The sequence below is a fragment of the Roseovarius sp. D22-M7 genome (genome assembly GCF_037083785.1).
Classification (GTDB): Bacteria; Pseudomonadota; Alphaproteobacteria; order Rhodobacterales; family Rhodobacteraceae; genus Roseovarius.
Genome location: NZ_JBAPKY010000006.1, coordinates 30,721 through 55,502, shown reverse-complemented (window position 1 = coordinate 55,502; position 24,782 = coordinate 30,721). Strand labels below are relative to the sequence as shown.

20 protein-coding genes are annotated in these 24,782 nt (G+C 66.4%); 14 read left to right on the top strand and 6 right to left on the bottom strand.

The window, feature by feature from the left end; translation table 11 throughout:
• The first annotated feature begins 39 nt into the window (after window positions 1–39).
• The 9 genes from argF (at window position 40) to lon (ending at window position 11,664) form a co-directional block, all read left to right on the top strand.
• On the top strand, window positions 40–966 hold the full coding sequence (gene argF, locus V8324_RS04480; protein WP_336418722.1) for an ornithine carbamoyltransferase: 927 nt from the start codon (window positions 40–42) through the stop codon (window positions 964–966).
• A gap of 161 nt (window positions 967–1,127) precedes the next feature.
• Window positions 1,128–2,528 carry an NADP-dependent phosphogluconate dehydrogenase gene (gndA, locus tag V8324_RS04475; protein WP_336418782.1) on the top strand — a complete coding sequence of 467 codons (1,401 nt, stop codon included), beginning with the start codon at window positions 1,128–1,130 and terminating at the stop codon, window positions 2,526–2,528.
• 157 nt (window positions 2,529–2,685) lie between these two features.
• Window positions 2,686–5,190: a penicillin-binding protein 1A gene (locus tag V8324_RS04470; RefSeq protein ID WP_336418721.1), complete on the top strand. Its 2,505-nt coding sequence runs from the start codon at window positions 2,686–2,688 to the stop codon at window positions 5,188–5,190.
• Window positions 5,191–5,290: 100 nt separating this feature from the next.
• On the top strand, window positions 5,291–6,418 hold the full coding sequence (prfB, locus tag V8324_RS04465) for a peptide chain release factor 2 (protein ID WP_336418720.1): 1,128 nt from the start codon (window positions 5,291–5,293) through the stop codon (window positions 6,416–6,418).
• Between the two features lie 159 nt (window positions 6,419–6,577).
• A complete protein-coding gene (locus V8324_RS04460; protein WP_336418719.1) occupies window positions 6,578–6,820 on the top strand; it encodes a twin-arginine translocase TatA/TatE family subunit in 243 nt (80 codons plus the stop codon).
• 7 nt (window positions 6,821–6,827) lie between these two features.
• Window positions 6,828–7,301, top strand: coding sequence for a Sec-independent protein translocase protein TatB (tatB, locus tag V8324_RS04455; RefSeq protein WP_336418718.1), 474 nt, complete (start codon window positions 6,828–6,830; stop codon window positions 7,299–7,301).
• Window positions 7,298–8,215, top strand: coding sequence for a twin-arginine translocase subunit TatC (tatC, locus tag V8324_RS04450; RefSeq protein ID WP_336418717.1), 918 nt, complete (start codon window positions 7,298–7,300; stop codon window positions 8,213–8,215). Before tatB ends, tatC begins: the two co-directional genes overlap by 4 nt.
• On the top strand, window positions 8,216–9,055 hold the full coding sequence (locus V8324_RS04445) for an ATP-binding protein (RefSeq protein ID WP_336418716.1): 840 nt from the start codon (window positions 8,216–8,218) through the stop codon (window positions 9,053–9,055).
• Between the two features lie 197 nt (window positions 9,056–9,252).
• Complete coding sequence (lon, locus tag V8324_RS04440; RefSeq protein WP_336418715.1) at window positions 9,253–11,664, top strand: endopeptidase La; 2,412 nt, start codon at window positions 9,253–9,255, stop codon at window positions 11,662–11,664.
• Between the two features lie 115 nt (window positions 11,665–11,779).
• Here lon and V8324_RS04435 read toward each other — a convergent pair whose 3' ends face one another.
• The 5 genes from V8324_RS04435 to V8324_RS04415 form a co-directional block, all read right to left on the bottom strand.
• A complete protein-coding gene (locus V8324_RS04435; protein ID WP_336418714.1) occupies window positions 11,780–12,526 on the bottom strand; it encodes an ABC transporter ATP-binding protein in 747 nt (248 codons plus the stop codon).
• Window positions 12,523–13,308: an MlaE family ABC transporter permease gene (locus V8324_RS04430; protein ID WP_336418713.1), complete on the bottom strand. Its 786-nt coding sequence runs from the start codon at window positions 13,306–13,308 to the stop codon at window positions 12,523–12,525. Before V8324_RS04430 ends, V8324_RS04435 begins: the two co-directional genes overlap by 4 nt.
• A complete protein-coding gene (gene alr, locus V8324_RS04425; RefSeq protein ID WP_336418712.1) occupies window positions 13,305–14,342 on the bottom strand; it encodes an alanine racemase in 1,038 nt (345 codons plus the stop codon). Before alr ends, V8324_RS04430 begins: the two co-directional genes overlap by 4 nt.
• A 121-nt stretch (window positions 14,343–14,463) precedes the next feature.
• A complete protein-coding gene (locus V8324_RS04420; protein ID WP_336418711.1) occupies window positions 14,464–14,577 on the bottom strand; it encodes an entericidin EcnA/B family protein in 114 nt (37 codons plus the stop codon).
• A 13-nt stretch (window positions 14,578–14,590) separates the two neighbouring features.
• The gene (locus tag V8324_RS04415; protein WP_336418710.1) at window positions 14,591–16,441 is read right to left on the bottom strand and encodes an extracellular solute-binding protein; all 1,851 of its coding nucleotides are present in this window, start codon (window positions 16,439–16,441) and stop codon (window positions 14,591–14,593) included.
• A gap of 285 nt (window positions 16,442–16,726) precedes the next feature.
• Between V8324_RS04415 and V8324_RS04410 the strand changes: the two genes are divergently transcribed.
• Complete coding sequence (locus V8324_RS04410) at window positions 16,727–17,500, top strand: 3-hydroxybutyrate dehydrogenase (protein ID WP_336418709.1); 774 nt, start codon at window positions 16,727–16,729, stop codon at window positions 17,498–17,500.
• Between the two features lie 43 nt (window positions 17,501–17,543).
• On the opposite strand, the gene V8324_RS04405 is transcribed toward V8324_RS04410, so the two are convergent.
• Window positions 17,544–18,230, bottom strand: a complete 687-nt coding sequence (locus V8324_RS04405) for a DUF502 domain-containing protein (RefSeq protein WP_336418708.1) — start codon at window positions 18,228–18,230, stop codon at window positions 17,544–17,546.
• Between the two features lie 248 nt (window positions 18,231–18,478).
• On the opposite strand from V8324_RS04405, the gene rpsB reads away from it, so the two are divergent.
• The 4 genes from rpsB (at window position 18,479) to V8324_RS04385 (ending at window position 24,708) form a co-directional block, all read left to right on the top strand.
• Window positions 18,479–19,252 (top strand): 30S ribosomal protein S2, encoded by a 774-nt coding sequence (gene rpsB / locus V8324_RS04400; RefSeq protein WP_336418707.1) that lies wholly within the window; start codon window positions 18,479–18,481, stop codon window positions 19,250–19,252.
• Between the two features lie 74 nt (window positions 19,253–19,326).
• On the top strand, window positions 19,327–20,199 hold the full coding sequence (gene tsf / locus V8324_RS04395; protein ID WP_336418706.1) for a translation elongation factor Ts: 873 nt from the start codon (window positions 19,327–19,329) through the stop codon (window positions 20,197–20,199).
• A 229-nt stretch (window positions 20,200–20,428) separates the two neighbouring features.
• Window positions 20,429–21,577: an efflux RND transporter periplasmic adaptor subunit gene (locus V8324_RS04390; protein WP_336418705.1), complete on the top strand. Its 1,149-nt coding sequence runs from the start codon at window positions 20,429–20,431 to the stop codon at window positions 21,575–21,577.
• Window positions 21,574–24,708 (top strand): efflux RND transporter permease subunit, encoded by a 3,135-nt coding sequence (locus tag V8324_RS04385; RefSeq protein ID WP_336418704.1) that lies wholly within the window; start codon window positions 21,574–21,576, stop codon window positions 24,706–24,708. Before V8324_RS04390 ends, V8324_RS04385 begins: the two co-directional genes overlap by 4 nt.
• The last annotated feature ends 74 nt before the right edge of the window (window positions 24,709–24,782 follow it).

Here is a 24,782-nt window from a genome sequence, read left to right as displayed (position 1 = left end):
GGCCCGGCACCCGCCCGCAAGACAAAAGCGAATCGCGACATGAAGCATTTTCTCGACATCCACACGACCCCCGCCGCCGACCTGCGGGCGATCATCGATCAGGCGCTGGCCATGAAGACGGCGCGGGGCGACGCGCCGCGCGGCACGCCCGATGCCGAACAGCCGCTTGCGGGCCGCGTGGTCGCGCTGATCTTCGAGAAGCCGTCGACGCGCACGCGGGTCTCGTTCGATGTGGGCGTGCGGCAGATGGGCGGGCAGACGCTGGTGCTGTCGGGCACCGACATGCAGCTTGGCCATGGCGAGACCATCGCCGACACCGCCCGCGTGATGAGCCGCTATGTCGATCTGATCATGCTGCGCACCTTTGATGAGGCGGTGCTGCAGGAAATGGCAGATCACGCGGATGTGCCGGTGATCAACGGGCTGACCGACCGCAGCCATCCCTGCCAGATCATGGCCGACATCCAGACCTTCGAGGAGCATCGCGGCCCGATCGCCGGCAAGAAGGTCGTGTGGTCCGGCGACGGCAACAATGTCTGCGCCTCGTTCCTGCATGCCGCGGCGCAGTTCGGCTTCGATCTGACCTTCACCGGGCCGATGCAGCTTGATCCCGAACCGGAATTCGTCGGGCTGGCGCGCAAGGCGGGGCGCACCATCACCATAGAGCGCGACCCAGCGAGGGCCGTCGAGGGGGCCGACCTGGTGGTCACCGATACCTGGGTCAGCATGCATGACAGCCAGTCCACCAAGGAGCGGCGCCACAACATGTTGCGCCCCTACCAGGTCGACGAGGCGCTGATGGCGCGCGCCAAGCCGGACGCGCTGTTCATGCATTGCCTGCCGGCGCATCGCGGCGAGGAGGTGACCTCGGCGGTGATGGACGGCCCGTCCTCGGTGATCTTCGACGAGGCCGAGAACCGCCTGCATGTGCAGAAGGCGATCATGCGCTGGGCGCTCGGGGTCTGAGACCTGGCGTGACGGGAGATCCTACGGTCACGCCGGAGGATGACGTCGCTGTCATGGCCACGTCACCCTCGGGCCTGACCCCAGGGTCTCGCCGGTGCTTGCAATCGTGCCGTGCCCGGGCGTAGCCTGAGCCAACGGTGTTAGCGATAGCAGAGGGCGGCATGGGCAAGGCGCGGATCGGCGTTTACGGGCTTGGCACGATGGGCAGTGCGCTTGCCCTCAACATCGCGGGGCGCGGCATCGACGTGGCCGTCGGCAACCGCGAGACCGAGTGGATCACGCCCTTTGTGACCGGCGCGGGCGATCTGGCGGGCCGGATCCATGCCTGCGACAGGATAGAGGATCTGGTGGCGGCATTGGACCTGCCGCGCGTGATCCTCTTCATGATCCCTGCGGGCGCGGCGATGGACGCGATGATCGACGCCGTGACGCCCCTGCTGGCGCCGGGCGACGTGGTGATCGACGGCGGCAATGCCGATTTCCACGACACGATCCGCCGCGCCGCGGCGCTTGCCGACAAGGGCCTCGAGTTCGTCGGCCTCGGCGTGTCGGGCGGCGAGGACGGGGCGCGGCACGGCCCGTCGCTGATGGTCGGCGGCAGCGATGCCGGCTGGCAGCGGGTCGCGCCGGTGCTGACCGCGATCGCCGCGCGGCACGAGGGGCAGCCTTGCGTGGCGCATCTGGGGCCCGACGGGGCCGGGCATTTCGTCAAGACCGTGCATAACGGCATCGAATATGCCGACATGCAGATCATCGCCGAGATCTACGGCCTGATGCGCAACGGCGCCGCGATGCCGCCCGCCGAGATCGGCGCGGTCTTCGCGCGCTGGAACGCGGGCCCGCTGCGGTCCTACCTTGTCGAGATCACGGCGCGCATTCTGGAGTATCTCGACCCCGAGACCGGGCATCCGATGGTCGATGTCATCACCGATGCCGCCGGGCAGAAGGGCACCGGGCGCTGGACGGTGATCGAGGCGGTGCGGCTGGGCCAGTCGGCCAGCATGATCGAGGCGGCGCTCGGCGCGCGGGCGTGGTCGTCGGAAAAGGCGACGCGGCAGGCGGCCGAGGCGTGCCTTGGCGGGGAGGTCGGGACGGTGGATCTGCCCGAGGAGACGCTGGCCGAGGCGTTTCTCGCGGCGCGGCTGCTGGCGCATGCGCAAGGGTTCCGGGTGCTGGCGCAGGCGTCGTCGGATCATGACTGGGCCCTGGCACCCGCGACGATCGCGCGGATCTGGCGGGCGGGCTGCATCATCCGTTCGGCGCTGCTCGACGAGATTGCCGACGCCTTCGACGCGGGGCCGCCGCGGGGCGAGCTGATCCTCGCCCCCGGCATCGCGGGCCTGCTGGGCCGCACGGTGCCGGCCCTGCGCGCTGTCGTGACGGCCGCCACGGGCGGCGGGCACGCGGTGCCGGCGTTGTCGGCGGGGCTGGCGTGGTATGACACGATGCGCCGGGGCCATGGCAGCGCCAACCTGATTCAGGCGCAGCGCGATATGTTCGGGCGGCACGGCTTTGCCCGCCTGGGGCAGGCGGGGCGGCATCACGGGCCGTGGTGGGCCTGACCGCGATGTCTTTTCGAGTATTTCTGGAAAGATGAAGGGCGGCGCGACAAGCTGACGTCGCGGAGCCGGTCAGCCGATCCCGGCCGGGCCGGGCCAATCCTTTTGACCCTCGGGGCGGGGATGCTTATATATCATCAACTCTAGCAGCGAGGTTCGCGTGGTTCGTCCGATTCTCAGCCTTTTCGGCACAGTCTTCAGCCTGATCACGCTGGCCGTCGTGATCGTCGGGCTCAGCATCGGTGCGGTGCTGCACATCTACGGCGAGGATCTGCCCAGTCACGAATCGCTGGCCGATTACACCCCGCCGACGATCAGCCGCATCTATTCCGGCGAGGGTCGGATCATCGACGAGTTCGCGCGCGAGCGGCGGCTGTTCACCCCGGCCGAGGATATTCCCGACCTCGTCAAGCAGGCCTTCATCAGCGCCGAGGACAAGAATTTCTACAGCCATGGCGGCTTTGACGCGGTTGGCATCGCTGCGGCGATTTACGAGGCCGTGGCCTCGCGCGGTCAGAGCGTGCGCGGCGCCTCGACCATCACGCAGCAGGTGATGAAGAATTTCCTGCTGTCGGGCGATCGCCGGCTGGAACGCAAGATCAAGGAGATCATCCTCGCCACCCGCATCGAGGAAACGCTGAGCAAGGAGGAGATCCTCGAGCTTTACCTCAACGAGATCTATCTGGGGCAGAACAGCTACGGCGTGACCGCCGCGGCGCTGACCTATTTCAACAAGACCCTCGGCGATCTGGCCCCGCACGAGGCGGCGATGCTGGCCGCGATGCCGAAGGCCCCCAGCGACTACCACCCCGTCCGCGAGGCCGAGCGCCTTCTGGACCGGCGCAATTTCGTGCTGCGCGAGATGTGGGATAACGGCTACCTGGACGAGGCCGCGTACCGCGCCGAGCGCGCGGCCCCGCTGCGGTCGGTGCAGAACGGTGATTTCGAGCCGTTCAGCGCCGATTTGCCACCGCGCGACTATTTCACCGACGAGATCCGCCGGCAGTTGAGCGGCGATTTCGGCGAGGAGGAATTCTTCACCGGCGGGCTTTCGGTGCGCGCCACGGTCGATCCCGAGATGCAGGTCAACGCCGCGCATGCCCTGCAGCGCCAGTTGGAACGCTATGACCGCGGCCGCGGCCGGTGGCGCGGCACTGGCGAGGAACTGCCGCCGGAGGCGCTCGCCTCGGAAGACGCGTGGCGCGCGGCGTTGAGCGACACGCGCGTGGCGCGCGACGTGACGCTCGACGGCACGTGGTACCCGGCCGTGGTGCTGGAAACCGGCGATCAGGTGATGCGCGTCGGCGTCGAGGGGGTCGAGGGTATCCAGGAGGTCCCGCGCGATGATATCGACTGGCTGCCGGGCGATTTCCGCGAGACGTTCGATATCGGCGAGGTGGTGCATGTTCGCCGCATGACCGAGGAAGATAGCGGCGATTTCATCCGCTGGACGCTGCGGCAGGTGCCCGAGGTCGAGGGCGGCTTCATGGCGATGGACGTCAATACCGGGCGCGTGCTGGCGATGCAGGGCGGGTTTTCCTACCAGCATTCGGTCTTCAACCGCGCCACGCAGGCGATGCGCCAGCCGGGGTCGAGCTTCAAGCCCTTCGTCTATGCCGCCGCCCTCGACAGCGGCTATTCCCCGGCCACGATCGTGATCGACGCGCCGATCGAGATCAACACCCCGCAGGGCCTGTGGCGGCCGCGCAATTCGTCGAACAAGTATTACGGCCCGACGCCGCTGCGCACCGGGATCGAGCAGTCGCGCAACCTGATGACCGTGCGTCTCGCGCAGGAGGTGGGCATGGATGTGGTTGCCGATTATGCCGAGCGGTTCGGGGTCTATGACAACATGGGCACGTATCTGGCCAACGCGCTCGGATCCGAAGAGACGACGCTGTTCGACATGGTCGCGGCCTACGCGATGTTCGCCAATGGCGGCGAGCGGGTGCATCCCAGTCTCGTGGACCGGGTGCAGGACCGCTACGGCCGCACCATCTACCGGCAGGACCAGCGGACCTGCGTGGATTGCGGCGATCCCGGCATCCCGCGCGACCGCGGCCCGCGCATCACCTCGGATCGCGAGCGCATCATGAATGCCGTCACCGCCTATCAGCTGACCTCGATGATGCAGGGGGTGGTGGATCGCGGCACTGCCTCGGGGGCGATCGACCTGCCGGTGCCGGTGGCCGGCAAGACCGGGACCACCAACGATGCGCGCGACGTGTGGTTCATCGGCTTCACCAGCAACATCGTCGCCGGCTGCTATATCGGCCACGACCAGCCGCGGGGCCTGGGGCGGTCGGCCTATGGTTCGTCGATGTGCGGGCCGGTTTTCCAGGAATTCATGACCGAGGCCGTGAAGAAATTCGGCGGCGGGCCGTTCGAGGTGCCGCCCGGCGGGCGGTTCATCAAGATCGACCGGGTCACCGGCGCGCGCCTGCCCGACGATGCGACAGGCCCCAACGTGGTGGCGGAATATTTCCGCGACGGCGAGGCGCCGGTCTTCGGCCAGATGTTCGATGGCGGCTTCGCCATGGGCGACGACCTGCAGCTTTACAGCCAGGAGGAGCAGGTCAAGGACGTCACCACCTCGTCGGGCCGGACCGGGCAGGTCGGCGGCAATTCCAGCTTCGGCTCGATGAGTTCGGGCGGGCTGTACTAGGCCGCGCCGGACCGCGCCGCAAATTGGGCGAGATGGGCGATCTTGCCCGTGCCGCCGGGCTGGGCTATCAGGCACACTCAAATCAACGGGATGACTTCACATGCGCGCCGATCCGCAGAACCTTGTGGCCGAGATCGAAAAGTCGCTGGATCTTCTGCGCCAGCGACTGGGGTGGGAGACCGTCCATCACCGGCTCGAGGAATTCGACGCGCGGGTCGAGGACCCCACGCTGTGGGACGACCCGGCGGCGGCGCAGAAGCTGATGCGCGAGCGGCAGGCGCTGGTCGACGCGCTGGAGACGCATGACAATATCAGGCAGGAGCTCGACGATCTGACCGGGCTGATCGAGATGGGCGAGGCCGAGGGCGACGAGGAGGTCGTCGCCGAGGCCGTCGAGAACCTGCAATCGCTGGCCAAGGTGGCCGCGGCGCGCGAGCTCGAGGCGCTTCTGGATGGCGAGGCCGACGCCAACGACACCTTCATCGAGATCAATGCCGGCGCCGGTGGCACCGAAAGCTGCGACTGGGCGGCGATGCTGGCGCGGATGTATGTTCGCTGGGCCGAGAAGCGCGGCTACACCGTCGAACTGCAATCCGAAAGCGCCGGCGACGGCGCCGGGATCAAGTCGGCGGCCTACAAGATTTCGGGGCGCAACGCCTATGGCTGGCTGAAATCCGAATCCGGGGTGCACCGGCTCGTGCGGATCTCGCCCTTCGATTCGGCGGCCAAGCGTCACACGTCGTTCTCGTCGGTCTGGGTCTACCCGGTCGTGGACGACAATATCGAGATCGAGGTCAACCCGAGCGATATCCGCATCGATACCTTCCGCAGTTCCGGCGCTGGCGGGCAGCATGTCAACACCACGGATTCGGCGGTGCGGATCACCCACATCCCCACCGGGATCGTGACGCAATCTTCGGAGAAATCGCAGCACCAGAACCGCGACATCGCCATGAAGGCGTTGAAATCGCGGCTGTACCAGCAGGAACTGGACCGGCGGAATGCGGCGATCAACGAGGCCCATGACGCCAAGGGCGACGCGGGCTGGGGCAACCAGATCCGGTCCTACGTGCTGCAACCCTACCAGATGGTGAAGGACCTGCGCACCGGGGTCGAGACCTCGGACACCAAGGGGGTTCTGGACGGCGATCTCGACGCGTTCATGGCCGCCACATTGGCGCAGAATGTCACCGGCAAGAGCCGGGCCGAGGCGCAGGGTGATGATTGACCCCGATCGCGGGCCGCGCATAGGGTGGCGCGTGTGAAATCGGGTGCGGTCGGGACGACTTGACGGATTGGTGCTTTCAACTGACGCGTCGAGGCACTAGATCCAAAGGACGAAACGTCGGGGATGCAGAGCGATCCCCGAGACTGGGAGAATTGAGACATGCTGAACAATATCGGCCTTCCCGGCCTTCTGCTGATCGCCGTCGTGGTGCTGGTGCTTTTCGGGCGCGGCAAGATCTCGTCGCTGATGGGCGAGGTCGGCAAGGGCATCACGTCCTTCAAGAAGGGGGTGTCGGAGGGCAACAAGGAGCTTGACGAGGCCAAGGACGAGGACGGTCAGGACACCGCGCATGATGACGGCGTCCGCGACGTCACCCCGAAAAACGAAAAAGACAAGGTCTGATCATTAGATGCTGGACCTCGGCTGGACGGAGCTTCTGCTCATAGGGATCGTGGCGTTGATCGTGGTCGGTCCCAAGGACCTGCCCGGCATGTTCCAGGCCGTGGGCCGGTTCGTGGGCAAGGCCAAGGGCATGGCGCGCGAATTCAGCCGGGCGATGAACGACGCCGCGGACCAGTCCGGGGTGAGTGACATCCAGAAGAGCTTCAAGGCCGCGTCGAACCCGATGAAATCGGCGATGGACGAGGTGCGCAAGACCACCGACAGCGTGACCCGCGACGCCGCGGGCGACAAGAAGGCCAAGGACAAGACGCCGCTTGGCGAAGAGCGCAAGGCGCAGGCCGAGAAGATCCGCGAGAAATCCGCCGAAATGGCCGAAAAGCGCAAGACCGCAGAGGCCGAGGACAAGGCCGACGACGCTGCGCCCGTCGACGCCGCGGATGCGCCCGCCGACGACGCCGTCAAGGCCGAGGACAAGGCATGACCACCCCCGACGAGATCGAGGACAGCAGCGCGCCGCTGATCGAGCATCTGGCGGAACTGCGCAACCGGCTGATCCATTCGGTCGTTGCCTTCATCATCGGCATGGTGATCTGTTTCACCGTGGCGACGCCGATCTTCAATTTTCTGACGGCGCCGCTCTGCCAGGTGCTGGCCGAGCGCGGGCAGGATTGCGACCTGATCTTCATCTCGCCGCAGGAGGGGTTCTTCGTCGCGGTCAAGGTGTCGTTGCTGGGCGGGTTCTTCCTGGCCTTTCCCTATATCGCCAACCAGATGTGGCGGTTCGTGGCGCCGGGCCTTTACAAGTCCGAGAAGGGCGCGTTCCTGCCCTTCCTCGTCGCGTCGCCCTTCATGTTCTTCCTGGGCGCGGCCTTCGCGTTCTACGTGGTCACACCGCTGGCCTATGACTTCTTCCTCGGCTTCCAGCAGTTCGGCGGCGAGGGCGAGGCCGTGGAAGGCGGGCAGGGGGCGGCGCCCCTGTCGGTGGTCTTCCAGGGCTCCGCGCAGGAATACCTGAACCTGACGATCAAGTTCATCGTCGCCTTCGGGCTGTGTTTCCAGTTGCCGGTGCTGCTGACCCTGATGGGCAAGGCCGGGCTGGTCAGCGCAGAGGGTCTGCGCCGGGTGCGCAAATACGCGATGGTGGGCATCCTCGTGCTGGCGGCCCTCGTGACGCCGCCCGACGTGATCACGCAGGTGATCCTGTTCGTGGTGGTCTACGGCCTTTACGAGATCTCGATCCACCTGGTGTTGCGCGTCGAGAGGAAGCGCGAGGCGGAACTGCGCGCGCAGGGATTGTGGTTCGATGACGATGACGACGACGAGGCCGCCTTCGACGAGGCCGAGGATGGCGAGGACCCGCTTGGCGCGCCGGGTGAGGACAGGGGCCGCGACTGAATGACCACCGACCCGATGGAGCGTATCGCCGCCGCGCTGGAGCGTATGGCCCCCGCGCCGCTGACAGCCCCCGATTTCGACTGCGCCCATGCCTTCGTCTGGCATGTCGCCCCCGACCGGCTGGAGCCGGTGGAAACGGTCAACCGCGTCGACATGGGGCTTCTGGTCGGCATCGACCGGTCGCGCGACACGCTGCTGTCGAACACGCGGCAATTCGCGCGCGGCCTGCCCGCCAACAATGCGCTGTTATGGGGCGCGCGGGGCATGGGCAAGTCGAGCCTCGTGAAGGCCGCGCATGCCGCCGTGCTGGCAGAGGGCCTGCCGCTGAAGATCATCGAACTGCACCGCGAGGATCTGCCGTCGGTCGGGCGCCTGCTGAACCTTTTGCGGGGGGCCTGCGCGCGGTTCCTGCTGTTCTGCGACGATCTGAGCTTTGGCGAGAATGACGAGCATTACAAGTCGCTGAAGGCGGTGCTGGATGGCGGGATCGAGGGCCGGCCGGAAAACGTGCTGTTCTACGCCACCTCGAACCGGCGTCACCTGATGCCGCGCGACATGATCGAGAACGAACGATCGACCGCGATCAACCCCTCGGAGGCGGTCGAGGAGAAGGTGTCGCTGTCGGACCGGTTCGGCCTCTGGCTGGGCTTTCATCCCTGCGACCAGGAGGATTACCTGGCGATGATCCGCGGCTATTGCGACGCCTACGGGGTCGAGATCGATGAGGCGACGCTGCGCGCCGAGGCGATCGAGTGGCAGGCCACACGCGGCGCGCGGTCGGGGCGCGTGGCGTGGCAGTATTTCACCGATCTGGCCGGACGGCGCGGCGTGCGGGTCTGACCCGCGCGAGTCCGGGCTGCCGGTCTTTGCCATGCCGCGATTGTGCGCTTGTGCCACGGCGCGCGACGCGGCAAGGTGCGGGGCGAATATTGAAAAGCGGGGGTTGGTGCCCCACCTTGATAACAAGTGAAACGGAGACGGCCAAGCGCTGCCGCGATGACGGGGCCGGCGTCGTCTTGCCAAGAAGGACATCGAGCATGCAAGATCAACTCAACGCGTCTTATCCGGTGCTGCCGCTGCGTGATATCGTGGTGTTCCCGCACATGATCGTGCCGCTTTTCGTCGGCCGCGAGAAATCGGTGCGGGCGCTGGAAGAGGTGATGCAGGACGACAAGCAGATCCTGCTGTCGAGCCAGATCGACCCGGCCGAGGACGACCCGGCCGAAAAGGATATCTACCGGGTCGGCGTGCTGGCCAACGTGCTGCAACTGCTGAAACTGCCCGACGGCACCGTCAAGGTGCTGGTCGAAGGCGTGTCGCGCGTGCGCATCACCGAGTATCTCGACAACGACGAGTATTTCGCGGCCCGTGCCGAGTATCTCTCGGAGACCCCCGGCGACGCGACCACCATCGAGGCGTTGCTGCGGACCGTCAGCGACGAGTTCGCGCGCTACGCCAAGGTCAAGAAGAACATCCCCGACGAGGCGCTGTCGGCGGTGAGCGAATCCGACGATGCCGCGAAGCTGGCTGATCTCGTGGCCGGCCATCTCGGGATCGAGGTGGACCGCAAGCAGGACCTGCTGGAGACGCTGAGCGTCAGCGAGCGTCTGGAAAAGGTCTATGGCCTGATGCAGGGCGAGATGAGCGTCATGCAGGTCGAGAAGAAGATCAAGACCCGCGTGAAAAGCCAGATGGAGCGCACGCAGCGCGAATACTATCTGAATGAGCAGATGAAGGCCATTCAGAAGGAATTGGGCGATGGCGAGGACGGCGAAGGCGAGGTCGCCGAACTGGAAGCCAAAATCGCGGAAACCAAGCTGAGCAAGGAGGCGCGCGACAAGGCAGAGGCCGAGCTCAAAAAGCTCAAGAACATGAGCCCGATGAGTGCCGAGGCGACGGTCATCCGCAACTACCTCGACTGGATCCTCGGAATTCCGTGGAACACCAAGAGCCGCGTGAAGAAGGACCTGAGCAAGGCGCAGAAGGTGCTTGATGACGACCATTACGGCCTCGAGAAGGTCAAGGAGCGGATCGTCGAGTATCTGGCTGTCCAGCAGCGCTCGAAGAAGCTGAAGGGCCCGATCATGTGCCTCGTCGGCCCGCCGGGCGTGGGCAAGACGTCGCTTGGCAAATCCGTGGCCCGCGCCACCGGGCGCGAGTTCATTCGCATCTCCTTGGGCGGCGTGCGCGACGAGTCCGAGATCCGCGGCCACCGCCGGACCTATATCGGCTCCATGCCCGGCAAGATCATTCAGTCGCTGAAGAAGGCCAAGACCACGAACCCGCTGATCCTGCTCGACGAGATCGACAAGATGGGGCAGGATTTCCGCGGCGATCCGGCCTCGGCAATGCTGGAAGTGCTCGACCCCGAGCAGAACGGCACCTTCGTCGATCACTATCTCGAGGTGGAGTATGACCTCAGCAACGTGATGTTCATCACCACGGCCAACGGCTATACCATGCCCGGCCCGCTTCTGGACCGGATGGAGATCATCCCGCTGGCCGGCTATACCGAGGACGAGAAGCTGGAGATCGCCAAGCAGCACCTGCTCGCCAAGCAGATCAAGAACAGCGGCCTGAAGAAGGGCGAGTTCGAGCTGACGGACGAAGCGCTGACCGACATCATCCGCTACTATACCCGCGAGGCCGGGGTGCGGAACCTCGAGCGCGAGATCGCCAAGATCGCCCGCAAGGCGGTGACGCGGATCATCAAGCGCGAGGACGAGGTGATCAGGGTGACGCCCGAGAATCTGCCCGATTTCCTCGGGGTGCGGAAGTACAAGTTCGGCCTTGCCGAGGACGAGGATCAGGTCGGTGTCGTCACCGGGCTGGCCTATACCTCGGTCGGGGGCGAACTTCTGAACATCGAGGCGTTGCGCCTGCCGGGCAAGGGCCGGATGAAAACCACCGGCACGCTTGGCGACGTGATGAAGGAATCGATCGATGCCGCCTCGTCCTATGTGCGGTCGGTGGCCCCCAGGATCGGGGTGAAGCCGCCGCGCTTCGAGAAATGGGACATCCACGTGCACGTCCCTGAGGGCGCGACGCCCAAGGACGGGCCCTCGGCGGGTCTGGCGATGGTGACCTCGATCGTGTCGGTGCTGACCGGCATCCCGGTGCGCAAGGATATCGCCATGACCGGCGAGGTGACGCTGCGCGGCAACGCGCTGCCCATCGGCGGGCTGAAGGAAAAGCTTCTGGCGGCGCTGCGCGGCGGCATCACCACGGTGCTGATCCCGCGTGACAACGAGAAGGATCTGACAGAGATCCCCGACAACGTGAAGCAGGGGCTCGAGATCATCCCCGTCGATCACGTGCGCGACGTGCTGAAGATCGCCCTGGTGCGCCAGCCCGAGCCGGTCGACTGGGACGAGGAGGCCGAGGAGGCCGCCGCCGCCGAGGCGACGCTGAAACAGTCCGAGGCCGGCCGGGGCGCAGTCGCGCATTGAGCGGACACGCCCGGTGACATGGGAAAGCGGCGCGAGGGGATCCTCGCGCCGTTTTCATTTGCGCGCCAAGGCAAGCAGCCCAAGAATCTTCCAAAAATTCTTGGGCCGTTTGGTGTCAGCGGACCGCTTCGATCGGGCCGTGCGCGCGGCCGTGGATGAACTGGTCAAGATAGGGATCGCCCGAGGCGTCCATGTCGGCCACCGGGCCGCTCCATTTGATCTGCCCGTCATGCAGCATCGCCACGTCGTCGGCGATGGCGCGGACGCTGGTCATGTCATGCGTGATGGTGATCGCGGTCGCGCCCATCTCGGTCACGATCTCGCGGATCAGCTCGTTGATGACGCCCGACATGATCGGGTCGAGGCCGGTGGTCGGCTCGTCGAAGAAGATGATCTCGGGGTCGGCGGCGATGGCGCGGGCGAGACCCACGCGCTTTTGCATCCCGCCCGACAGTTCGGCGGGGAACTTGTCGGCGACCCCGGGCTGCAGGCCGACGCGGCGCAGCTTCTCGATGGCGATCTCGCGGGCCTCGGCCTTGGGCCGCTTGAGCGCGCCGCGCAGCAGCCGGAACGCCACGTTCTGCCAGACGGGCAGGCTGTCGAACAGCGCACCGCCCTGGAACAGCATCCCGAAACGCGCGAGGAAGGCGTCGCGGTCGCCGCGGGTCATGTCCGTGCCATCGAGACGGATCGATCCGGCCTCGGGGCGCAGCAGACCGAGGATGCATTTGAGGATCACCGACTTGCCGGTGCCCGAGCCGCCGATGATCACCATCGACGATCCTGTCTCCACGGTCAGGGTCACGCCCTGCAACACGTGCAGGGCGCCGAAGCTTTTCTGGACATCGCGCAGCTCGATCATGCCGAAAAGAACACCTCGGTCAGGACGTAGTTCGAGGCGAGGATCAGCACCGAGGCCGAGACCACCGCCGTCTTGGTGGCGCGGCCCACACCCTGGGCCCCGCCGCTCGATTGCATGCCGTGATAGCAGCCCATCAGTGCCACGATGAAGCCGAAGACCGCGCCCTTGATCAGCCCTGACGCGATGTCCCAGAATTCCAGGAAGTCGATGGTGTTGTGCAGGTAGGTCGCCGCCCCGAATTCGAGGCGGCCGATGCCCACGAGGAACCCGCCCATGATGCCGATCACGTCGCCCACGCCCACCAGCACCGGCACCGCGAGGGTTGCCGCCAGCACGCGCGGCAGCGTCAGGTATTTCATCGGGTTGGTGGACAGCGTGATCAGCGCGTCGAGCTGTTCGGTCACCTTCATCGTCCCGATCTCGGCGGCGATCGACGAGGCCACCCTTGCCGCCACCATCAGCCCGCCGAGGACCGGCCCCAACTCGCGCGTGAGGCCAATGGCCACGATCGAGGGGACCACGGTTTCGGCATTGAAACGCGCGCCGCCGGCATAGATCTGCAGCGCCAGGGCGCCGCCGGTGAAGAGCGCCGTCATGCCCACGACCGGCAGCGACAGCCAGCCGATCTGCATCAGCGCATGGCCGAATTCGCGCCAGTAGAAGGGCGGGCGGGCGAGATGGCTAACGGTATTGCTTGCGAAAAGCGTGATCCGGCCGACCCCAGCCAGCCCCGCCAGAACGGCGCGCCCGAGGGCGGCCAGAAAGCCCAGGATATAGCTCATCCGCCAGTATACCGGCGGGTGTAACGGGATCCGAGCGCGGTCAGAATCTCGTAGCCGATGGTGCCGGCATTGTCGGCGAGGTCGTCGATCCCCCGATGCGCGCCGAGAAGCTGCAGGTGATCGGGATCCTGCCCCAGATCGGTGATGTCGACGCCGATCAGATCCATCGAGATGCGGCCCGCGACCGGGCAGGCCATGCCGCCGGCCCAGAGCGACGTGTGCGGTCCCATGATACGGAAGATCCCGTCGCCGTAGCCCGCAGCGATGGTGGCGATGCGCGTGGGCCGCGTGGCGGTGAAGGTGTTGCCGTAGCCGACCGTTTCGCCCGGATCCAGGTCGCGGCACTGGATGACGGGGATGTCGAGGGTCACGACCGGGCGCGCGTCGTGATGCGGCCGGCCGCCATAAAGGCCGATCCCGGGGCGCGCGAGGTCGAAGTCGTAGTCGGGGCCCATCTGCATCGCCCCGGTATTGGCGAGGCAGAGCGGCGCGCCGGTTCCTTCCGTCATCTCGCGGAAGCTGGCGAGTTGCGCCGCGTTCATCGGATGCTCGGGCGTGTCCGCGCAAGCGAGATGCGACATGATCAACGCCGGGCGCTGCGCCAGCACGATCTCGCGCACGCTTTGCCATTCGGCGGGCTCCATCCCGAGGCGGTTCATGCCGGTATCGAGCTGGATCCCCAACGGGTGGCCCGGCAGCGCCTCGGCATGGCGGATCATCTGGTCGATGGAATTGATCATCGGGGTCAGATCGGCCTCGGCGATCATCGCGGCATCGCCCTGCATGTGGCCGGAAAAGACGTGGATCGGCGCCCCCGGCCCGAGGATGCGGCGCAGCGCAAGACCCTCTTCCGCGATGGCCACGAAGAACTGCCGTGCGCCGGCGCGGGCGAGGGCCGGCGCGACGCGGTCGGCGCCCAGCCCATAGGCGTCGGCCTTGACCACGGCGGCGGTTTCGCCGCGGGTGCGGGCGTCCAGCGCCCGCCAGTTGGCGGTGATGGCGTCGAGGTCGATGGTAAGGTGGCCGCTGCTCATGCCCGCGGTTCTGACAGGATGGGCGGGCGCGTCAAGCGGAAAGCCGTGCTTGCCCGGGGCATCCGCGCGGCCGCCCCGCGCGACCGATCGGCGCGGGATGCGGGGCGGGTTTTCGCTGCGCTCAGAACCAGCTTTGAACGCCGCGCGCCGCGCCCGAGATGTCGCGGCCGATCCCGTCGACGGTGGCGCATCCCCCCACCAGCGCGATCAGCGCGCATGCCGCAAGATTTCGCATGGTCCGGCCCATATCAGTCTGCCTGTCGTTGTTCTTTGTTGTCTGCCTCGTGCCACCAGACCGTGGGGAGGAAGCCGATGCCGTCCCCGTAGATCGGTACGCTTTCGCGAGGATAGGCGAGTTCCGCCTTGTGGGCAATACGGCCCACGGCGTAGCGGTGGATGGGGATCACGTAGCGCCCGGCCGTCAGTACCCGGTCGAGCGCGCGGGTCGCGGCGACGAAGGCGTCGCGGTCGTCGGATTGCAGCATGGTGCGGATCATCGCCTCGGCGGCGGGCGAGGTCATGCCCATCAGGTTGCGGCTGCCCGGCTCGTTCACGCCGTCCGAGCCCCAGTAGAACATCTGCTCGTTGCCGGGGCTGAGCGAGACAGAGCGGCGCATCATCGTCAGGTCGAAATCGTATTGCGCCACGCGCTCGGCGTATTGCGCCTTGTCGGTCATGTCGATGCGCAGCGTGATGCCGAGGCGCGACAGCGCGCGGGCGTAGATGTCCATCATGGCGCTGGCCTGCGCGATCAGCCCGTCCTGCTGCAGCAGCACGGTCAGCGTCAGCGGCGTGCCGTCGGCATTGACCAGCCGCCCGTCCTCGACCTGCCAGCCCGCCTCGGCCAGAAGCCGCACCGCGCGGCGCAGGCCGTCGCGGTTGCGCGCCGTGCCGTCGCCCTCTGGCAGGCTGTAGCCTTCGAGCGTGCCGGGCAGCAGGCTGCCCGCGAAGGGCGCAAGAAGCTCACGCACCCGGCCGGTGGCGGGGCCGTGATCCATGCCCAGTTCCGAGCCCGAGAAATACGAGGTGATGCGCGGCTGCCGCCCGCCGGTCAGCGTGTCGTTGATGTAGTCGAAGTTGAACGCGGTGATCAGCGCCTCGCGCACCCGCCAGTCATCCAGCGGCGGGTTGCGGGTGTTCATCACGAAGCCGGTGATGCCCGAGGGCTGCTGGTGGGGGATTTCCGTCTTGACGATCTCGCCGCGCTGCACGGCGGGAAAATCGTATTCCTCTTCCCAGGCCTCGGCGTTGAATTCGCGCACGTAGCTTATCAGGCCCGCCTTGAACGCCTCGTCCAGGACGGTGCCGTCGCCGTAGAACTCGATGCGGATCTCGTCGAAATTATGCGTGCCGCGCCGGTAAGGCAGGTCGGCGCCCCAGTAGTCGGGATTGCGCTGCAGGGTGACATGGCGGTTCACCTCGTGCCCCGTGACGGTGTAGGGGCCCGAACCTGTGGGGATGTCGGTCATCTCGGCGTCGCTGATGTCGCGGCCTTGCCATTGCGCCTTTTTCAGGATCGGGCGGAGCCCGGCGAGCAGCGCAAGTTCCCGGTCCTCGACGTTGAATGTCAGGCGCAGGCTGCGCGGGCCGGTCTGTTCGATGCGCTCGACCTTGGTCCAGAAGCCGCGATAGCGCGGGTGGCCCTGCGTGCCGAGTGTTTCGAACGACCAGATGACGTCCTCGACCGTGACCGGGCTGCCATCCGAGAACCGCGCGGCGGGGTTCAGCGTGAACTCGACCCATTCGCGGTCGGGTCCGGTCTCGACCGATTCGGCCAGCAGCCCGTACAGCGTGAACGGCTCGTCCCATGAGCGGCCCAGAAGTGTTTCATGCGTGAGATGCGCCAGCTGCCAGGGCGGGCTGCCGCGCAGGATGAACGGATTGAGCGAATCGAACCCGCCGACATTGCCGGTCACCACGCGTCCGCCCTTGGGGGCGTCGGGGTTGGCATAGGGCAGGGACACAAAATCAGGTGGCAGGGCCGGGTCGCCATACATAGCTATGCCATGCGTCGGGCCTGCAGCCGCGGTCTGGGCCGCGCCGAGCAGGGCGATCGCGACAAGCGCGCTGCGGATCTTGCGGAAGATAACGGCGTTCATTTGGGGAGACACACCTTGCTGAACGAGGGGATTGCAGTGCAAGGGTAAAGACGGATTCACGTCATTTCAAACTTTTAGCTTGGACAGCGACCAAAGATCGCTTATTAATACTTTTACTGCTCGATAGGTTTCTTGCCTGTATGAAACCTGCCTCAATGACTGGACGCCCGCCTTGTGCGGGCGTTTTTTTTTGACCGGATCCCGACGTCGTGAGCGCCACGCCCCGTGCAATCGGCCAGCACCGGGCCTATGCTGCGCGCGCAACAAAGCCAAGGGAGAACCGGCATGAGTGTTCAAGGCAAGACCGCCGTCATCACGGGATCCACATCCGGAATCGGGCTGGGCATCGCGTGGGAGCTGGCCAGAGGCGGCGTGAAGGTGGTGCTCAATTCCTTCAGCGATTCGGACGAGGATCACGCGATCGCGCGCCAAATCACCGACGAGACCGGCACAGAGGCGCGCTACGTGCAGGCCGACATGTCCAAGCCCGACCAGTGCCGCGCGCTGATCGGAGAGGCCGGCGCCTGCGATATCCTCATCAACAATGCCGGCATCCAGCACGTGGCCCCGATCGACGAGTTCCCGACCGAGAAATGGGACGCGATCATCGCCATCATGCTGAGCTCGGCGTTTCACACCACCGCCGCGGCGCTGCCGGTGATGCGCAAGGCCGGCTGGGGCCGGGTGATCAACATCGCCTCGGCGCATGGTCTGACCGCCAGCCCCTACAAGTCGGCCTATGTCGCGGCCAAGCACGGGATCGTCGGGATGACCAAGGTCGTCGCGCTGGAGACCGCGCGCGAGCCGATCACCGCGAACGCGATCTGCCCGGGCTACGTGCTGACCCCGCTGGTCGAGGGCCAGATCCCCGACACGATGGAGAAATACGGCATGGGCCGCGAAGAGGTGATCGAGAAGGTCATGCTGGAGCGTCAGCCCTCCAAGGAGTTCGCCACTACCGGGCAGCTGGGCGGTACCGCGCTGTTCCTGTGCTCGGATGCCGCGGCGCAGATCACCGGCACGACGATCAGCGTCGATGGCGGCTGGACGGCGCTGTGACGGGCGCGCGCGGCGGGGATGCGGCCCCCGCCGCGCAGCGCGGTCATTGCGGTTTTGGCACCTCCTTGGGCGCCTTCTCGCCGGGATAGACGAGCCCCGCCGAGATCACCAGTTTCGCGGCATCCTCGATCGTCATGTCGAGCTCGATCACGTCCTCGCGCGGGAAGAACAGCAGGAACCCCGAGGTCGGGTTGGGCGTGGTCGGCACGAAGACGCTGACCATGTCGCTGGCGGTGTGGGCCTTGGCGGCGATCTCGCCCCGCGTGTCGGACGAGATGAAGCCGATGGCCCAGATATCCTTGCGCGGGTACTGGATCAGGCAGGCCTTCTCGAAGCTGCGCTCGGACTGGGCGAAGACCGTTTCGGCAATCTGCTTGGCGCCGGAATAGATCGAGCGGACCACCGGCATGCGGTCGACCAGCGATTCGGCGAAGCGGATCATCGAGCGCCCGATCAGGCCCTTGGCGACCCAGCCCACCACGACCGTGAAGACCAGGAAGATCACCACGCCGACACCGCGGAAGTTGATGCCGAGATATTGTTCGGGTTGAAACTGGCCGGGGATCAGCGGCAGGACGAACCCGTCGACCCAGCCGATCAGCGTCCACATCAGCCAGATCGTCAGGCCGACCGGCGCGATCACGATCAGCCCGGTCAGGAAGCTGGTGCGCAGCCGCGCGAACCGTCGCGGTTTCGGGGGCGTCGTCGGTTCCTGGAATGGCGTGGTCATGACCCTATCCCGGTTTGGACACGACCGCCTTCTAGGCACATTCGCGCAGGGTCACAATGGGCCGCGCATCGCTGCGTCGAAAATCGGCGGCGGGCCTTGTATCACGCGCGCGCGGCGGCTATGTGCGCGGCACGAGAAATTCGCAGGCACGGGCGGGCCGGCGGGGGAGACATCCCCGCCTGGTCCACCGGTTGAAGCATTCCGCTTCTCATCCCGTGCCAAGGCGCAAACCGGAAAGGAAACGACACATGGCTCTTCCCGAGTTCACGTTGCGTCAGCTGTTGGAAGCTGGCGTTCACTTCGGCCACCAGACGCAGCGCTGGAACCCCCGCATGGGCGAGTTCATCTACGGTGCGCGCAACGGCATCCACATCATGGACCTGACGCAGACCGTACCGATGCTGGACGCGGCGCTGAACGCGATCCGCGAGACGGTCGCCAAGAACGGCCGCGTGCTGTTCGTGGGCACCAAGCGGCAGGCGGCACAGCCGATCGCCGACGCGGCCGAACGCTGCGCGCAGTATTACATGAACCACCGCTGGCTGGGCGGCACGCTGACCAACTGGCAGACGGTGTCGAAATCGATCAAGCGTCTCAACGAGATCGACGAGATCCTCGAGGCCGGCGGCGAAGGCCTGACCAAGAAGGAGCGTCTTGGCATCGAGCGCGACCAGGCCAAGCTTCAGGCCTCGCTCGGCGGGATCCGCGAGATGGGCGGCGTGCCGGACATGCTGTTCGTGATCGACGTCAAGAAAGAGGCGCTGGCCGTCGCCGAGGCGAAGAAGCTGAACATCCCCGTGGTCGCCGTGGTCGATACCAATTGCTCGCCCGACGGTATTGATTATATCATTCCCGGTAATGACGACGCGGCGCGCGCCATCGCGCTTTATTGCGATCTGGTGAGCCGCGCCGCGCTGGACGGGATGACCGCGCAGATGGGCGCCGCCGGTGTCGATCTGGGCGCGATGGAAGAGGCCCCGGTCGAGGAAGCGCTGGCCGATGCCGACAGCGCCGCGAGCTGAGGCCCGTCACGAAACCGACATGGGGGGCGGCCCATACCGCCCCGGCGATTTGATGAGATGTGAGGAGAGCCGAGATGGCGATCACTGCTGCAATGGTGAAAGAACTGCGCGACAGCACGGGCGCAGGCATGATGGACGCGAAGAAGGCGCTGACCGAAACCGACGGTGACATGACCGCCGCGATCGACTGGTTGCGCACCAAGGGGCTTTCGAAGGCGGCCAAGAAATCCGGCCGCACCGCCGCCGAGGGCCTCGTGGCCGTCAACGTCAAGGACGGCATGGGCGTCGTGGTCGAGGTCAATGCCGAGACCGATTTCGTCGCCAAGAACGCCGATTTCCAGGGCATGGTGGCGCAGATCGCGCAAGCCGCGCTTGGTGTCGAGGATATCGACGCGCTGAAGGCCGCCGATCTGGGGGGCAAGACCGTCGAGGACACGATCACCGACAAGATCGCGACCATCGGCGAGAACATGGCGCTGCGCCGGATGGGCCGGATCGAAGGCGACGGCGTGGTGTCCTATGTGCACAATGCCGCCGCCGACGGGATGGGCAAGATCGGCGTTCTCGTGGCCTTCTCGGGTGACGAGGCGTTCGCGCGGCAAGTGGCGATGCATGTCGCCGCCACCAATCCCGCGGCCCTCAACGAATCGCGGCTGGATCCGGCGATCGTCGAGAAGGAAAAGCAGGTGCAGATCGAGATCGCCCGCGAATCCGGCAAGCCCGAGAACATCATCGAGAACATGATCAAGGGCCGCATGAAGAAATTCATGTCCGAGGTCACGCTGCTGGGGCAGTCCTTCGTGATGAACCCCGATCTGACGGTCGAGGCCGCCGCCAAGGAGGCCGGCACCGAGATCACAGGCTTCGTGCGGTTCGAAGTGGGCGAGGGCATCGAGAAGAAGGAAGAAGATTTCGCCGCCGAGGTCGCCAAGGCCGTGCAGGGCTGATACCGGGCGGCCGGATCGGGCTTGTCCCGACCGCGACTTGCGGCGACGAGACAGGCATGACGAAAGCCGCCGGCAATACGTGCCGGCGGCCTTTTTCATCGCTCTCGCGTGTCCGGCAAGCGATGTCTGAACGTCCGCGGGTGTCGGCCCGGATGAACGGAAATACGCTACCTCCGGCGGCGGCAAGGCGTTACACCTTCCCGGCACGGGCGGCTTGCTTGCGACAAGGATGAGCAGCGTGGACGAGAGAGACGACCTGTCCTTCGAGGACGACACGGGCGCCGCGCGCTCGACATGGATTGCCGCCGCGCTGGTCATCGCGATCGTGGCCTGGATGGGCAGCGGCTTTGTCCTGCCGTCCGGTGATGCGGATGCGCCGCAGCGGTCCCAGGCACGGATCGAACCGGTCGCCGTCACCGTCGAGCGGTCGTCGCCGGACACGGTGACGCTTTATTTTCAGGCCGAGGGTCAGGCGCTGCCGGACCGCGACACCTCGATCCGTGCCGAGGCGTCGGGCGATGTCGCGGAAGTGCGGGTCAAGAAAGGCGCGGATGTCGCCGACGGTGCCGTGATCGCGCGGCTGTCGGCCACCCGCGCCGAGGCCGATCTTGCGCGCGCAAGGGAAGAGCTTGCCCGCGCGCAACGCGAATTCGACAACGCGTCGCAGCTGCTCGAGCAGGGCGTGGCCACGGTCGACCGTGTCAGCCAGGCGCGCGCCACGCTCGCCGCCGCCGAAGCCTCGGTCGCCGCGGCGAAGGAGGCGATGGAGGCGCTCGATATCAGGGCCCCCTTCGCGGGACGGATCGAGACATTGTCGCTCGACGCCGGCGAGTACGTGCAGGCCGGCGCTGATGTCGGGCGCATCGTCGATAACCGGCCGCTGACCGTCGCCATCCAGGTGCCGCAGCAGGCGCTGCGCCGGATCGAGAGCGGCCAGGTCGCCACGGTAAGCTTCATCACCGGGCAGGAGCGCGAGGGCACGGTCAGCTTCGTGGGCACCGCCGCCAATGCCGAGACACGCACGTTCCTGGCGGAAATCACCGTGCCGAACGCGGACGGCGCCATTCCCGCCGGCATTTCGGCAGAGATCCGCATCCCGACAGGCACCGCGACGGCGCATTTCGTTCAGGCATCAACCGTCTCGCTGAGCCCCGAGGGCCTGCCGGGCGTCAAGGCCGTCGATGACGACGATACCGTGGTGTTCCACCCCATCGAGGTCGTGCGCGCGGAAATCGACGGGGTCTGGGTCACCGGCCTGTCCGAGAGCCCGAGGATCATCACCATCGGCCAGGGCTTCGTGAACGCGGGAGAGACGGTCAGACCCTCGCCCGCCCCGGAGGCGACCGCGCCGCCGGCGCAGCGGGACGCCAAGCCATGAACGGCCTCATCGACGCCGCGTTCTCGCGCAGCCGGGTCGTTCTGCTGGTGCTCGTGATGCTCCTCGGGGTCGGCGCCGTGTCCTATGTCGCGATCCCCAAGGAGGCCAATCCCGAGGTGCCGCTGCCGCTGGTCTACGTCTCGACCGGGCTTGACGGCATCAGCCCGGGCGATGCCGAACGTCTTCTGATCGAACCGATGGAGGCGGAGTTCTCGTCCATCGAGGGGCTGGACAGGATCGAGAGCCATGCCGCGGAAGGCTCGGCGCGGGTGCAACTGGAATTCACGCCCGGCGGCGATATCGACGAGGCGCTGCGCAAGGTGCGCGAGGCCGCCGACCAGGTCGAGAACGATCTGCCCGAAGACGCCTATGACCTGACCATCACCGAGATCAACACGGCCCTTTTCCCGATCATCACCGCGATCATCTCGGGCCCGGTGCCCGAACGCACCCTGAACGACCTCGCCGACGACGCGCAGGACAAGATCGAGGGCCTTCCCGGCGTGCTCGAGGTCGATATCGGCGGCGCGCGCGACGAGTTTCTCGAAGTGCTCATCGATCCGACGGTCTTTCAGACCTACAATCTCAGCTTCGACGAGTTGATCAACCAGCTTCAGCGCAACAACCGCCTGATCGCCGCCGGCGCCATCGAATCCGGCGGCGGGCGGATCGTGCTGAAGGTGCCGGGCCTGATCGAGGATCTTCAGGACGTGATGGAGATCCCGGTGAAGGTGCGGGGCGATGCCGTTGTGACCTTCGAGGATGTCGGTACCGTGCGGCGCACCTTCGAGGATCCCACCGGCTTTGCCCGGATCGACGGGCAGCCCGCGCTGGCGCTCGAGGTCAAGAAGCGCTCGGGCGCCAACATCATCGACACGGTGGCCGCGACCAAGGCCGCGCTGGAGGATCTGCGCACCGACTGGCCCGACAGTGTCGAGGTGACCTATCTTCAGGACCAGTCCGAGCAGGTCGAAACACTTCTGTCGGATCTCGAGGCGAACGTCATCGCCGCGGTGATCCTGGTGATGATCGTCATCGTCTTCGCCCTGGGGGGCCGCTCGGCGATCCTCGTGGGGCTGGCCATTCCCGGCGCCTTCCTCGCCGGTGTGTCCGCGCTCTGGGCGATGGGGTTCACCATGAACATCGTGGTGCTCTTCTCGTTGATCCTCGTGGTGGGGATGCTGGTCGACGGTGCCATCGTCACGACCGAGCTTGCCGACCGGCACCTGCAGGAGGGCGCGCCCCCGCAAACCGCCTACGCCGCGGCCGCCAAGCGCATGTCGTGGCCGATCATCGCCTCGACCGCGACGACGCTGAGCGTGTTCTTTCCGCTTCTGTTCTGGTCCGGGATGGTCGGCGAGTTCATGAAATTCCTGCCGATCACGGTGATCCTGACGCTCTTCGCCTCGCTCTTCATGGCGCTGATCTTCATTCCGGTGCTCGGCGGCCTGATCGGCAAGCGCCAGCCGCAGACCGCTTCGGCCAAGTGCGCGCTGCACGCGGCCGAACGCGGCGACCCGCGGCGCATCGGCGGTGCGACGGGCATCTACATGCGCGTGCTCGAATGGGCGATCCTGCGGCCCGGGGCCACGGCGCTGCTGGCGCTGGCGCTGCTTCTTGGCGCGCTCGGGCTTTACGGCCAGTTCGGCAAGGGACTGTCGTTCTTTCCCTCGGTCGAGCCGGAATTCATGCAGGTTCAGGTGCGCGCGCGCGACAACTTCTCGATCTACGAGCGCGACGCGCTGGTGCGCCGGGTGGAGGAGCGGCTGCTCGGCTATGACGAGGTCGCCACCGTCTACGCCCGCTCGACCATGCGCGCGGGCCAGGGCGACGAAGAGACCATCGGCACCCTGCAACTGGAGCTCATCGATTGGGATATCCGCCGCCCGGCCGAACGGATCGGCGCCGAAATCCGGCAGGACGTGTCGGACATCGCCGGTATCGACGTGCAGGTCCAGACCGAAAGCGGCGGGCCCAGCACCGGCAAGCCGATCGATCTTCAGATCGCGGCCCGCAACCCGGGCGTTCAGGCCGAGGCCGTCGAACAGGTCCTGTCGATCATGGAGCGTATCGGCGGCTTCACCGACGTGACCGACACCCGCCCGCTGCCCGGTGTCGAGGTGTCGATCCTCGTCGATCGGTCCGAGGCTGCCCGCTACGGCGCCGATGTCAGCCTGCTGGGGCAGGCGATCCAGCTTCTGACGCAAGGCATCACCGTCGCCGACTATCGCCCCGGCGATGTCGACGGCGAAATGGACATCCGCGTCCGCTTTCCGGCCGAGGAACGGTCGCTGTCGGAGCTTGGAAACCTGCGCGTTCCGACCGCGGCGGGCCTCGTGCCGATATCGAACTTCGTCACCTTCGAGCCGGTCGAGCGCACCGGCACGATCACCCGCATCGACGAGCAGCGCGTGGTGACGATCGAGGCGAATGTCGCCCCGGGACGTCTGGTCAACGACCAGGTCACCGCCCTGCAGGAGGCGCTGGCCGCGGCCGCCCTGCCCGAGGGCGTCAGCTACAGCTTCGCGGGCGAGGCCGAGGACCAGACCGAGGCGATGACATTTCTCGTCGGCGCCTTCGTTGCGGCGATCCTGCTGATGTTCGTCATCCTCGTGTTGCAATTCAACAGCTTCTACCAAGCCTTCGTGGTGATGAGCGCGATCGTCTTCTCGGTCGCGGGCGTTCTTCTGGGCCTGATCGTCACCGGGCGCCCCTTCGGCGTGGTCATGGGGGGCATCGGGATCATCGCGCTGGCCGGGATCGTGGTGAACAACAACATCGTGCTGATCGACACCTATAACGATCTCAGGCGCGGCGGTCTTGCGCCGCGCGAGGCCGCGCTGAGGACGGGGGCGCAACGCCTGCGGCCGGTGGTCCTGACCTCGGTCACCACGGCGCTCGGGCTGATGCCGATGGTTCTCGGGGCAAACCTGAACTTCTTCACCCGCGAGATCGTGTTCGGCGCGCCGTCGACCCAGTACTGGACCGAACTTTCCAGCGCGATCGTGGGCGGCCTCGCCGTGGCGACGCTGCTCACGCTGGTCCTGACGCCGGCCATGTTGATGCTTGGAGAGACGCGACGCCACCGGCCGGCGCAGCCTTCGGTCGATGCCGTGGCGCCGGCCCGATGACGCCCCGTCGGAGTTCGCCGGTCGGGTCCTTGATGCTGATCGCTCGGCCATGGTCCAGACCCCGAGCAGGGTCT

Excerpts from the sequence above, each read along its gene's own strand:
- argF (WP_336418722.1), top strand. The coding sequence starts at position 40 with ATGAAGCATTTTCTCGACATCCACACGACCCCCGCCGCCGACCTGCGG.
- gndA (WP_336418782.1), top strand. The coding sequence starts at position 1,128 with ATGGGCAAGGCGCGGATCGGCGTTTACGGGCTTGGCACGATGGGCAGT.
- prfB (WP_336418720.1), top strand. The coding sequence starts at position 5,291 with ATGCGCGCCGATCCGCAGAACCTTGTGGCCGAGATCGAAAAGTCGCTG.
- V8324_RS04460 (WP_336418719.1), top strand. The coding sequence starts at position 6,578 with ATGCTGAACAATATCGGCCTTCCCGGCCTTCTGCTGATCGCCGTCGTG.
- tatB (WP_336418718.1), top strand. The coding sequence starts at position 6,828 with ATGCTGGACCTCGGCTGGACGGAGCTTCTGCTCATAGGGATCGTGGCG.
- tatC (WP_336418717.1), top strand. The coding sequence starts at position 7,298 with ATGACCACCCCCGACGAGATCGAGGACAGCAGCGCGCCGCTGATCGAG.
- V8324_RS04445 (WP_336418716.1), top strand. The coding sequence starts at position 8,216 with ATGACCACCGACCCGATGGAGCGTATCGCCGCCGCGCTGGAGCGTATG.
- lon (WP_336418715.1), top strand. The coding sequence starts at position 9,253 with ATGCAAGATCAACTCAACGCGTCTTATCCGGTGCTGCCGCTGCGTGAT.
- V8324_RS04435 (WP_336418714.1), bottom strand. The coding sequence starts at position 12,526 with ATGATCGAGCTGCGCGATGTCCAGAAAAGCTTCGGCGCCCTGCACGTG.
- V8324_RS04430 (WP_336418713.1), bottom strand. The coding sequence starts at position 13,308 with ATGAGCTATATCCTGGGCTTTCTGGCCGCCCTCGGGCGCGCCGTTCTG.
- alr (WP_336418712.1), bottom strand. The coding sequence starts at position 14,342 with ATGAGCAGCGGCCACCTTACCATCGACCTCGACGCCATCACCGCCAAC.
- V8324_RS04420 (WP_336418711.1), bottom strand. The coding sequence starts at position 14,577 with ATGCGAAATCTTGCGGCATGCGCGCTGATCGCGCTGGTGGGGGGATGC.
- V8324_RS04415 (WP_336418710.1), bottom strand. The coding sequence starts at position 16,441 with ATGAACGCCGTTATCTTCCGCAAGATCCGCAGCGCGCTTGTCGCGATC.
- V8324_RS04410 (WP_336418709.1), top strand. The coding sequence starts at position 16,727 with ATGAGTGTTCAAGGCAAGACCGCCGTCATCACGGGATCCACATCCGGA.
- V8324_RS04405 (WP_336418708.1), bottom strand. The coding sequence starts at position 18,230 with ATGACCACGCCATTCCAGGAACCGACGACGCCCCCGAAACCGCGACGG.
- rpsB (WP_336418707.1), top strand. The coding sequence starts at position 18,479 with ATGGCTCTTCCCGAGTTCACGTTGCGTCAGCTGTTGGAAGCTGGCGTT.
- tsf (WP_336418706.1), top strand. The coding sequence starts at position 19,327 with ATGGCGATCACTGCTGCAATGGTGAAAGAACTGCGCGACAGCACGGGC.
- V8324_RS04390 (WP_336418705.1), top strand. The coding sequence starts at position 20,429 with ATGAGCAGCGTGGACGAGAGAGACGACCTGTCCTTCGAGGACGACACG.
- V8324_RS04385 (WP_336418704.1), top strand. The coding sequence starts at position 21,574 with ATGAACGGCCTCATCGACGCCGCGTTCTCGCGCAGCCGGGTCGTTCTG.